The sequence below is a fragment of the Streptomyces viridiviolaceus genome, assembly GCF_014650995.1.
In the GTDB taxonomy this organism is placed as follows: Bacteria; Actinomycetota; Actinomycetes; order Streptomycetales; family Streptomycetaceae; genus Streptomyces; species Streptomyces viridiviolaceus.
Genome location: NZ_BMWA01000006.1, coordinates 352,111 through 362,404, shown reverse-complemented (window position 1 = coordinate 362,404; position 10,294 = coordinate 352,111). Strand labels below are relative to the sequence as shown.

The following is a 10,294-nucleotide window of genomic DNA, read 5'->3' as shown; positions in this document are numbered from 1 at the left end:
AGCGCTACGAGACGGCCTGCGACCCCCGGCTGAACCGCAGCCAGTCCCTCGACCTGGCCTTCCTCGTCGCCGAGATGTACCGGGACCAGTGACGGACCTGCCCGTCACGGCAAGGTGTACTGGGGCGCGGATCACATGCGATCCGCGCCCCCCGCACTTTTGCCGAACCTGAGGGATGGGTAAGGTTAGGTTTGCCTCACCGATCAGTCGGGCCTTCCGGTCAGTCGGTACGGCACGACCATGAACCCCTTTCGGGAGGTGAACCGCGTGTTCGTCTGCAGCTGCTTCGGTGTGACCGAGGAACAGGTGAAGTCTCACGCGGAGGCCGGCGCGTGCACGCCCCGGCAGATCGCCTCCGCCTGCAAGGCCGGCACCGACTGCGGTGGCTGCGTGCGGCGCATCCAGGCGCTGCTGGGCCGTGGTGCCTGCCCGCGCCGGCAGCTGATCGACCAGGGTCAGGCCGCCCTGACCGAGCTGCCCGGAGCTCCCGAGCTGCCCGAAGCCGCTTAGTGGGTCGAGAACCCGCCCGTCCCCGGCCCTGACGCGTCCGGCTGGGACTGCTCGATGACCGTCGACAGGTACAGCGACTCGCCCAGCTTCTCGATCAGGTCCAGCTGCGTGTCCAGGTAGTCGATGTGGTGCTCCTCGTCGGCGAGGATGGCCTCGAAGATGTTGGCGGACGTGATGTCGTTCTTGGAACGCATCACCTCCACGCCGCGGCGCAGCCGGTCGATCGCCTCGACCTCGATCTCCCGGTCGGCCTGGAACATCTCGGTCACGGTCTGGCCGACCCGCACGTGGAAGAGCCGCTGGTAGTTGGGCAGGCCGTCGAGGAGCAGGATGCGGTCGGTGAGCAGCTCCGCGTGCCGCATCTCGTCGAAGGACTCGGCGCGTGTGTACTTCGCGAGCTTCGTCCAGCCCTTGTGGTCCTGCAGCTTCGAGTGCAGGAAGTACTGGTTGATCGCGGTGAGCTCGGCGGTCAGCTGTTCGTTGAGGAATTCGATGACCTCGGGGTCGCCCTGCATCGCGTAAGGCTCCTTCCACACGGAACTGGCGGGTTGCGCGCATGATTTCACCGGTGCAGAAGATCGTCCAGTAAGTCTTGACTTAGTAAGTAAGTCCATGCTTGGTCCGAGTTGATCCTGTTCGACCGAATGTAAGTGGGCCCGGTCATGGGCATCGGCCCGGGTCTGTCAGGATGGAGGCATGGGTCAGCCGGTGGGACACGAATCGGGAGAAGGCGGTAAGGGAGGAGCGCCGCAGTTCGAGCTTCCGCCGGGGCAGCGACTGCAGCGCGGCTGGCCGGTCACGCACTACGGGCCGGTCCCCAAGTTCCGGCCGGAGCGGTGGGAGTTCCGGGTCTTCGGGGCCACCGCCGACGGCGAGAAGCACTGCTGGAACCACGATGAGTTCACCGCCCTGCCGTACACCACGGTCGTGGCCGACCTGCACTGCGTCACCAAGTTCAGCATGCTCGGCTCCGAGTGGGGCGGCATCCCGGCCCGCACGATCCTCGACATCGCCCCGCCCGCGCCCGCCGTCACCCATGTGATGGTGTGGGCGGAATACGGGTTCAGCTCCAACCTCCGGCTGTCCGACTTCGCCGCCGAGCGCACCCTCTTCGCCACCCACAAGGACGGCGAGCTGCTGACGGCCGAGCACGGCTTCCCGCTCCGGCTCGTCGTCCCCCACCTGTACGCGTGGAAGGGCCCGAAGTGGGTCCGCGGCGTCGAGTACATGACCGCCGACCGCCGCGGCTTCTGGGAGGAGCGCGGCTATCACAACATCGGCGACCCCTGGAAGGAACAGCGCTACTCCTACCAGGAGGAGCCCGGGGACGGCCCTGAGCTCTGACCGGCGGTGCCGCTTACGGCGATCAGCCGTCGCGCAGCTTCTTCAGCCGCTCCACGTCCGCCGCGTGCCCCTCCTTGCCGCCCGGCGTCTCGATGATCAGCGGCACGCCCTCCGTCGCGGGGTGGGTCATCAGCGCCCGGAACGGGTCCTCCCCTATGTGACCCGCGCCGATGTTCTCGTGGCGGTCCTTGTGCGCGCCGACCACGTCCTTGGAGTCGTTGGCGTGGATCAGCTTCAGCCGGCCCTCGCCGACCGTGTCCACCAGCAGGTCCAGGGTCTGATGCATGCCGGCCGGTCCGGTCAGGTCGTGGCCGGCGGCGAAGATGTGGCAGGTGTCCAGGCACACGCCCAGCTTCGGATGGGCGTCCAGCGCCTCGAAGTACGGCCCGAAGTCCCAGGTCCGCGAGCACAGGGAGGCGCCCTGGCCGGCGGTCGACTCCAGGAGCAGGTACGGGTCGTCGTCGTGGGTGAGCTCGTCGAGCAGCGGCAGCATCTGCTCCCGCACCTGCCTCAGCGCCACCGACCGCTCCCGGCCGCCGGTCGCGCTGCCGGTGTGCACCACCACGCCGAGCGCCCCGATCTCCCGGCCCCGCCGCAACGAGTGCCGCAGCGACTGGACCGACCGCTCCACCGTCGCCTCGGTGTGCGAGCCGAAGTTGATCAGGTACGGGGCGTGCACGTACGCGGGGATCGACTCGGCCGCGCAGGCGGCGCGGAACGCCTCGTCCTGCTTCGGGTTGCCGGCCGGTGTGGCCCAGCCGCGCGGGTTGGCGACGAAGACCTGCACGGTCTCCGCCTTCAGGTCACGGGCGTAGGACAGGCCCACGGAGTGCAGGCCGCCGGCCACGGGGACGTGACCGCCGACGGGGTTGCGCGAGAGGGCGGACTGTTGACTGTTCACCCATCAAGGGTGGCATGCCTCCGGACCGTGCCCGCGGTCACCGGATCCTGATGGTGATCGTCGACCCCTTGGGAGCCGTCTCCCCGCCCTCCACGGACTGGCCCTTGACGGTGTCGCCGAACAGCCCGAGGAGACCGCGGTCCTCGTCGACCTGGAAGCCGGCGTCCTGGAGTTTCCGCTTCGCGTCGTCCACGCTGTCGCCGACCACGTCCGGCACCTCGATCATCTCCGGGCCCTTGGACACCGTGAGCGTGACCGTGTCGCCCTCGGCGGCCCGGCTGCCGGCGTCCGGCCTCTGCCGGGCGACGCGGCCCGCGTCGTACTCCGAGTCGACCCGCTCGGTGGCGACCTTCACCTTCAGACCGGCCTCCGCCAGCTCGGCCTTCGCGTCCGCCAGGTCGTCACCGGTGACGTCGGGCACGTCCACCGGCCGGCCCTTGCTGACCACGAGGGCGACCGCCGAGCCCGCACGCACCTTCGTGCCCGCGTTCGGGTCCGTGGAGACCACGAAGCCCCTGGGCACGTCCTCGCTGAACGCCCGGGTCACCATGCCCGGCTCCAGACCGTCCTCCTCGAGCAGGGTCCGCGCCCGGTCCAGCCTGTAGCCCTGGACGTCGGGGAGCTTCACGGTCTCGGGGCCGTCGGAGATCGTGAACGACACGGAGTCGTTCTTGCGGATGCGGGTGCCGGCCCCCGGGTCGCTGCTGATGACCGTGCCGCGCTCGACCGTGTCGCTGTAGGCGTGGCGGACCTTGCCGACGTCCAGCCCCGAGTCCTCCAGCCGGTCCCGGGCCTGCGCCTCGGTCTTCGCCAGCAACGGCGGCACCTTGGTGAACTGGCCGGAGTTGATGTACCAGATGCCCGTGCCGGCGCCGAGCACCAGCAGGACGGCCACGACGATCGCCAGCGGACCGCGCCGCAGGACCGGGCGGCGTCGCGGCGGCAGCGGCGGCGGGGTGTCCAGCCTGCTGGTGCGGTGGTACCCGGCCGCGGGGTCCTCGCCGGTCCCGCCGTCCTCGTTCACCGGCAGCGGCCGGGGCAGCGTCAGTGCGCGCGGGATCACGCTCGTGCGGTCCTCGGCGTTGTCGTGCTCCGCGGTGAGGGCCTGCGGGGGCACCGCGTCCAGCTGGTCCCCGCTCAGCGCCCCGCGCGTCTCGCGGGCCTGCGCGAGCAGCGCCACGGCGTCGTGCGGACGGATCTCCGGGTCGCGCGCGGTCGCCGAGGCGACCAGCTCGTCCAGCTCGTACGCCATCCCCGGCACGGAGGCCGACGGCGGCGGCACGTCCTCGTGGAGGTGCTTGTAGAGCACCTGGGCGGGGGAGTCACCGTCGTGCGGCTTGCCCCCGGTCAGCATCTCGTAGAGGACGACACCGCACGCGTAGACGTCGACCCTGGGGTCCGCGGTGCCGTGCTCGATCTGCTCGGGCGCCAGGTAGGAGACGGTGCCGAGGACGGCCCCGGTGGTGCTGGTCACCGTGTCCACGGCGCGGACCAGCCCGAAGTCGGCGACCTTGACCCGGCCGTCGTCCCCTATCAGCACGTTCTCCGGTTTCATGTCCCGGTGCACGAACCCGGCCCGGTGCGCGGCGCCGAGCGCGGCCAGCACCGGCTCCAGGATGTCCAGCGCGGCCCGCGGCTGCAGCGCCCCGCGCTCACGCAGCACGTCGCGCAGGGTGCAGCCCGCGACGTACTCCATGGCCAGGTAGACGTACGCCCCGTCGGCCCCTTGATCGAACACCTGCACGACGTTGGGGTGGTCGAGCCGGGCCACCGACTTCGCCTCGCGGATGAACCGCTCGACGAACGTGGCGTCGGCCGCGAGCGTCGGGTGCATCACCTTCAGCGCGAGCACGCGGTCCAGGCGGGTGTCCACGGCCCGGTAGACCGTGGCCATCCCGCCGACCGCGATCCGCGCGTCGACGCGGTACCGGCCGTCGAGCAGCTGCCCGACCAGAGGGTCCTGAAGGGTCGTGTCCACGCAGGTGAGTGTACGAGCCACCGCCGACACCCCGCGGCCACGACCGGGATCGGGGCGGTACTGCAGCGCAGCTGTGACGTGTGGCCCGCACACCTGCGCGACGGACCCCGTGCGGCCGGCCGCCCACGGCGCGCACCGCCCACGGGCGAGGCCCACCTCCCGACCGACTGGAAACGGGTGCCGCGCGGGTGGGAGACCCAACAGCAGGACAGCGCGGGGCTACTGAAAAGCAGGCCGCTCCGGATCCAACGCAGCCATGCCCTCCGCAGGAGAGGACGCCTCGGCGAAATGGCGTCGGGGGATGCGACCGGCCAGTCGCGCCAGCCGCCCCGCCTCCACCGCATGCCGCATGGCCTCCGCCATGACAACCGGCTCCTGCGCCCGCGTCACCGCGGAGGCGAGCATCACACCCGCGCACCCCAACTCCATCGCCAAGGCCGCGTCCGACGCCGTACCGGCCCCGGCGTCCAGGATGACCGGCACGCGCGCGTGCTCCACGATCAACTGGAAGTTGTGCGGATTGCGGATGCCGAGCCCGGATCCGATCGGCGACCCGAGCGGCATGATCGCGGCACAGCCGACGTCCTCCAGCTTCCGCGCCAGCACCGGATCGTCGTTGGTGTACGGCAGCACGGTGAACCCGTCGTCCACCAGCGTCTCCGCCGCGTCCAGCAGCTCGATCGGGTCGGGCAGCAGCGTGCGCTCGTCGGCTATGACCTCCAGCTTGACCAGGTCCGTGCCGAGCGCCTCGCGGGCGAGGCGGGCGGTGAGCACCGCCTCCCCGGCGGTGAAGCAGCCCGCCGTGTTGGGCAGCACCCGGATGCCGAGCCGCTCCAGGACGGACAGCACCGAGCCGTGCACCGAGGGGTTCACCCGCCGCATCGCGACGGTCGTCAGCTCCGTCCCGGAGGCCACCAGCGACCGCTCCAGCACGTCCAGGCTGGGAGCGCCGCCGGTACCCATGATCAGACGGGACGTGAAGGACGTACCGCCGAGGACAAACGGATCGTCGGCCATGGGGTCAGCCTCCTTGGACAGCGGTGAGGACTTCGACGCGGTCGCCCTCGGCCAGGGTGGTGGCGGGCCACTGCGTGCGCGGGACGACGGTTTCGTTCAGGGCGGCGGCCACTCCGGACGACGCGGCGGTGAGCGTCCTCACCAGGGCGTCCAGGGCAGTGCCGGGCGCCACCTGGCGCGGCTCCCCGTTGACGGAGATGTTCATACGGGCTGCTCCGTGAGTGCGGCGGCGCTGAAGCGCCGCGGGGTGAAGGGGCGGGCCTCGTCGGGGAGCTCGCCGGTGGCCAGGACGTGCGCCATGACGTCACCGGTGACCGGGGTCAGCAGCACGCCGTTGCGGTAGTGCCCGGTGGCCAGCAGCAGCCCCGGCAGCTCGGTCGGACCGAGCAGCGGCGCGTTGTCCGGTGAGCCGGGGCGCAGCCCCGCCCGGGTCTCCGTCAGCGGCAGCTCCGTGATGCCGGGGACCAGCTCGTGGGCGTCGCGCAGCAGCTCGTACACGCCACCGGCGGTCACCGTCGTGTCCCAGCCCAGCTCCTCGCTGGTGGCCCCGACGACCAGCTCGCCGCTCTCCCTGGGCACCAGGTAGAGGGGGTTGCCGCGCACCACGGCACGCACGGTCCGGCTCAGCAGCGGACCGTGCGACCGGGGCATCGCCAGCCGCAGCACCTGCCCCTTCACGGGCCGCACCGGCGGCAGCACGGAGTCCGGCACGCCCGCGAGCCGCCCGCTCAGGCTGCCCGCGGCCAGCACCACCTGCTCGGCCTCCAGCGCGGCGCCGTCGGCCGTGACGACCCCGGTGGCCCGGTCCCGCACGACGGTGAGCCGGTCGGCCCACACCCGGTGGAAGACGACGCCCGCGCGCTCGCAGGCGGCCACGAGCGCGTGGGCGAGGCGGCGGGGGTCGATCTGGTGGTCGCCGTCCACCCTGAGCCCGCCGCGCACGCCGGGGGCGAGCATCGGCTCCAGGCGCCGGCACTCCCGTCCGGCCAGCCACTCGGACTCCAGGCCCGAGCGCCGTTGCAGCGCGTGCAGTTCCCGCAGGTGGGCCCGGTCGTCGACGTCCAGCGCGACCGCGAGGGTGCCGCACCGGCGGTAGCCGAGCTCGTGGCCGGTGAGGTCGGTCAGCTCGGCCGCGAACTGCGGATAGCGGCGGGCGGAGGCGACGTTCAGGGCGAGCAGCGTCTGCTCGCCGTAGTGCAGTTCCGTGACGGCGGCGAGCATCCCGGCCGCCACCTGGGCGGCGCCGCCGCCCGGTTCGGGGTCCACCACGGCCGTGGCGAGCCCGCGCTGCGCGGCCCGCCAGGCCGTGACCAGACCGATGATCCCGCCCCCGACGACGAGGACGTCCGACGTACGCGGTGACGACGGTGGAGACGACATGGGCGTCCAGCCCCTCCCTTCGCCGGCATGACCCGGATCAGGTTCGTACGGTCGGAGGCCGCCAGCCTCCCTCTCAGCCCGGTGCGTCCGGGCTCCCGCGAGTGCTTTACGTTGGCCACCCTAGCCCGACGCCGTATGTCTCAGTAAGGGAGCCTCCACCCGTGGCGCGTTCACTCGACGGTCTCGTCCTCGCCCCCGTCGCCGACCAGTCACCCGGCCAGGTGGGCACGCGCACCCGGTTCACCTATCACGAGCAGGACGGCGCGATATGGGCCGAGTACGAGGGCGGCGACGTCGTGCGCGGCCGCCTGGTGGGCACCCGGGACGGCGACCGGCTCGACTTCCGGTACGTGCAGCTCAAGACCGACGGCGGCACGTCGTCGGGGCACTGTGTGTCGACGGTCGTGGAACTGCCGGACGGGCGGGTGCGGCTGGAGGAGAGCTGGGAGTGGGAGTCGCAGCAGGGCAGCGGCACGAGCGTGGTGGAGGAGGTCGCCGCGTGACGACGGGGTCGTCGCCGGGTGGTCGGGGCCTGATCGCCGAGTGCGGAGCGTCACTGAACGCGCTTGCTGACCGACAAATTGCCAGGTGTCTATGGTGATCAGGTGAGCGAGCAGACGCAGGAACGGGCAGTGCCGGAGCGCGTGGTCGTGGTCGGCGCGGGCATGGCGGGTGTGCAGACCGCGGTCGCCCTGCGGGAGCAGGGCTTCACCGGCACCGTCACGCTGATCGGCGCCGAGCCGCACCAGCCGTACGACCGGCCACCGCTGTCCAAGGCGGTCCTGCTCGGCACGGCCGAGGGCTCCGCCTTCGACGTCGACTTCGAGGCGCTCGGCATCGAACTGCGGCTCGGCTGCGAGGCGCTCGGCGTCCGCCCGGGCGAGCACCTCCTCGACACCTCCGCGGGGCCCGTGCCCTACGACGCCCTCGTCCTCGCGACCGGCGCCGAACCGATCCGGCTGCCCGGCGCCGAGGGCGTCCCCGGCGTGCACCTGCTGCGCACCCTGGACGACGCCGAGCGGCTGCGCCCGGTGCTCGCCCGGCAGCACGACATCGTGGTCGTCGGCGCGGGCTGGATCGGCGCCGAGTTCGCCACCGCGGCGCGCGAGGCGGGCTGCGCGGTGACCGTCGTCGAGGCAGCCGACCGGCCCCTCGCGGGAGCGCTGCCCGCCGAGGTCGCCGCCCCCATGACGGCCTGGTACGCCGACGCGGGCGCCGTACTGCGCACCCACGCGCGCGTGGAGCGCGTCGAGCCCGGTGAGCCCGGCGCGGTGATCCTCGACGACGGTTCGCGGCTCCCCGCGGGCGCCGTCGTCGTCGGCATCGGCGCCCGGCCGGCCACCGCCTGGCTCGCCGGCTCCGGGATCGAGCTCGGCGCGTACGGCGAGGTCCTGGCCGACGAGCGCCTGCGCACCTCCGCGCCGGACGTCTACGCCGTCGGCGACTGCGCCTCCTTCCCCTCCGGCCGCTATGGCGAACGGCTGCTCGTGCACCACTGGGACAACGCCCTGCAGGGCCCGCGCACGGTGGCCACGAACATCGTCGGCGACGCCCCGGCCACCTACGACCCGGTGCCGTACTTCTGGTCCGAGCAGTTCGGCCGTTTCGTCCAGTACGCCGGTCACCACACGTCCGCCGACACCACCCTGTGGCGCGGGGATCCCTCCGGCCCCGCCTGGACGGTCTGCTGGCTGCGCGACGACCGTCTGGTCGCCCTGCTGGCGGTGGGCCGGCCCCGCGACCTGGCGCAGGGCAGACGTCTGATCGAAGCGGGCACGGTGATGGACCCGCGGCTGCTGACCGACCCGGCGAGGCCGCTGAAGGCGGCCACGGCGTAGCCCGTCCGACCGGCCCGGACGGGTCCGGCTTCCGACTGTCGGTGCGGGATGGCAGTCTGGAGACGTGACCGAGATTGACGCAAAGATCGATGCTCTCGTGCCTGCCTGGCTCACCCTTCCCGACATCGCGGAGATGATGGACGTCGAGGTGACCCGCGTGCGGCAGCTGGTGAAGGAAGGCCAGCTCATCGCGGTGCGCCGCGGTGAGAACCGCGCGCTGCACGTCCCCGCCGCCTTCATCGACGGGGACAAGGTCGTCAAGGGCCTGTCCGGGACCCTGACGCTCCTGCGGGACGACGGCTTCACGGTCGAGGAGATGCTGGAGTGGCTCTTCACGCCCGACCCGACCCTGCCCGGCACCCCCGCGCAGGCGCTGAGCGAGAATCGCGGCACGGAGGTGAAGCGCCGCGCCCAGGCGCTCGCCGTCTGACCTGACACACCGCCCGGCGTACGGGCCGCGGCAGGCCGGGGCCCCGGCCCACCACGGCCCGTGGCCGGTGCCGCCACGGCCGCTGCCCGTGCGCCACGACGGCCGCGTGCACACCACGGCCGCGCACGTGGCCGTACGCCGCGACGACGGGGGACACCCCGGCCGTCACCCGCCACCGATCTGGGGGACACACGCATGCCCGACACAGCCGCCACCGCACACGCCCGGCTCGCCGACGCCCGGCTCTACCTGTGCACCGACGCCCGCAAGGAGCAGGGCGACCTGCCCGAGTTCCTGGACGCCGTGCTGGCCGGCGGTGTCGACATCGTGCAGCTGCGGGACAAGGGCATGGAGGCGGCGGAGGAGCTGGAGCACCTGAAGGTCTTCGCCGACGCCTGCGCCCGCCACGGCAAGCTGTTCGCGGTCAACGACCGGGCGGACGTCGCCCACGCCGCCGGATCCGACGTGCTGCACCTCGGCCAGGGCGACCTGCCGGTGCCCGCGGCGCGGGCGATCCTCGGCGGCGACGTCCTCGTCGGCCGCTCCACGCACGCCGAGTCCGAGGCGGCGGCCGCCGCCGTCCAGGAGGGCGTGGACTACTTCTGCACGGGGCCGTGCTGGCCGACCCCCACCAAGCCGGGACGTCACGCGCCCGGCCTGGACCTGGTCCGGTACACGGCCTCCCTGGGCACCGACCGTCCCTGGTTCGCCATCGGGGGCATCGACCTCGGAAATCTCGACGAGGTCCTTCGGGCGGGCGCCCGCCGGGTCGTCGTGGTCCGCGCGATCACCGGGGCGGACGACCCGGGAGCGGCGGCGGCGGAGTTCGCGAAGCGGCTGCGGGAGGCGTAGGCCCCGGCCGGTCCGGGCGAGTGCCGAGGGCATGTGTCCAAGGG

At 72.5% G+C, this 10,294-nt stretch carries 13 protein-coding genes and 1 riboswitch; of the genes, 7 read left to right on the top strand and 6 right to left on the bottom strand.

Translation table 11 applies throughout. The annotated features are described in order from the left end of the window. The coding region (locus IE260_RS11115; protein WP_189870464.1) for a 3-deoxy-7-phosphoheptulonate synthase at positions 1–92 on the top strand (92 nt) is incomplete at its 5' end. Between the two features lie 148 nt (positions 93–240). After that, complete coding sequence (locus tag IE260_RS11110; RefSeq protein WP_189870462.1) at positions 241–510, top strand: (2Fe-2S)-binding protein; 270 nt, start codon at positions 241–243, stop codon at positions 508–510. On the opposite strand, the gene bfr is transcribed toward IE260_RS11110, so the two are convergent. Beyond that, complete coding sequence (gene bfr, locus IE260_RS11105; RefSeq protein WP_189870460.1) at positions 507–1,025, bottom strand: bacterioferritin; 519 nt, start codon at positions 1,023–1,025, stop codon at positions 507–509. The genes IE260_RS11110 and bfr overlap by 4 nt on opposite strands. A gap of 181 nt (positions 1,026–1,206) precedes the next feature. Here bfr and IE260_RS11100 point away from each other — a divergent pair, with 181 nt between their 5' ends. Further along, complete coding sequence (locus tag IE260_RS11100; protein WP_189870458.1) at positions 1,207–1,854, top strand: sulfite oxidase-like oxidoreductase; 648 nt, start codon at positions 1,207–1,209, stop codon at positions 1,852–1,854. Positions 1,855–1,876: 22 nt separating this feature from the next. On the opposite strand, the gene IE260_RS11095 is transcribed toward IE260_RS11100, so the two are convergent. From IE260_RS11095 to thiO, 5 genes are all read right to left on the bottom strand, one after another. Then, positions 1,877–2,755, bottom strand: coding sequence for a deoxyribonuclease IV (locus IE260_RS11095; protein ID WP_189870456.1), 879 nt, complete (start codon positions 2,753–2,755; stop codon positions 1,877–1,879). A gap of 37 nt (positions 2,756–2,792) precedes the next feature. Beyond that, positions 2,793–4,733: a Stk1 family PASTA domain-containing Ser/Thr kinase gene (gene pknB, locus IE260_RS11090; protein ID WP_189870454.1), complete on the bottom strand. Its 1,941-nt coding sequence runs from the start codon at positions 4,731–4,733 to the stop codon at positions 2,793–2,795. Positions 4,734–4,952: 219 nt separating this feature from the next. Beyond that, a complete protein-coding gene (locus IE260_RS11085; RefSeq protein WP_189870452.1) occupies positions 4,953–5,750 on the bottom strand; it encodes a thiazole synthase in 798 nt (265 codons plus the stop codon). 4 nt (positions 5,751–5,754) lie between these two features. Continuing rightward, a complete protein-coding gene (gene thiS / locus IE260_RS11080) occupies positions 5,755–5,955 on the bottom strand; it encodes a sulfur carrier protein ThiS (RefSeq protein WP_189870450.1) in 201 nt (66 codons plus the stop codon). Next, positions 5,952–7,130, bottom strand: a complete 1,179-nt coding sequence (gene thiO, locus IE260_RS11075; protein WP_189870448.1) for a glycine oxidase ThiO — start codon at positions 7,128–7,130, stop codon at positions 5,952–5,954. The genes thiS and thiO overlap by 4 nt, the downstream gene beginning before the upstream one ends. Further along, a riboswitch (TPP riboswitch) is annotated at positions 7,128–7,239 on the bottom strand. (Overlaps the previous gene by 3 nt.) A gap of 52 nt (positions 7,240–7,291) precedes the next feature. Between thiO and IE260_RS11070 the strand changes: the two genes are divergently transcribed. From IE260_RS11070 to thiE, 4 genes are all read left to right on the top strand, one after another. Continuing rightward, entirely contained in the window at positions 7,292–7,633 is a 342-nt protein-coding gene (locus IE260_RS11070; protein ID WP_189870446.1) for an avidin-fold protein, read from the top strand. Between the two features lie 102 nt (positions 7,634–7,735). Next, positions 7,736–8,968, top strand: a complete 1,233-nt coding sequence (locus IE260_RS11065) for an NAD(P)/FAD-dependent oxidoreductase (protein ID WP_189870444.1) — start codon at positions 7,736–7,738, stop codon at positions 8,966–8,968. A gap of 64 nt (positions 8,969–9,032) precedes the next feature. After that, on the top strand, positions 9,033–9,398 hold the full coding sequence (locus tag IE260_RS11060; protein ID WP_189870442.1) for an Rv2175c family DNA-binding protein: 366 nt from the start codon (positions 9,033–9,035) through the stop codon (positions 9,396–9,398). Between the two features lie 195 nt (positions 9,399–9,593). Further along, positions 9,594–10,250 carry a thiamine phosphate synthase gene (gene thiE / locus IE260_RS11055; protein ID WP_189870440.1) on the top strand — a complete coding sequence of 219 codons (657 nt, stop codon included), beginning with the start codon at positions 9,594–9,596 and terminating at the stop codon, positions 10,248–10,250. Positions 10,251–10,294 lie beyond the last annotated feature (44 nt).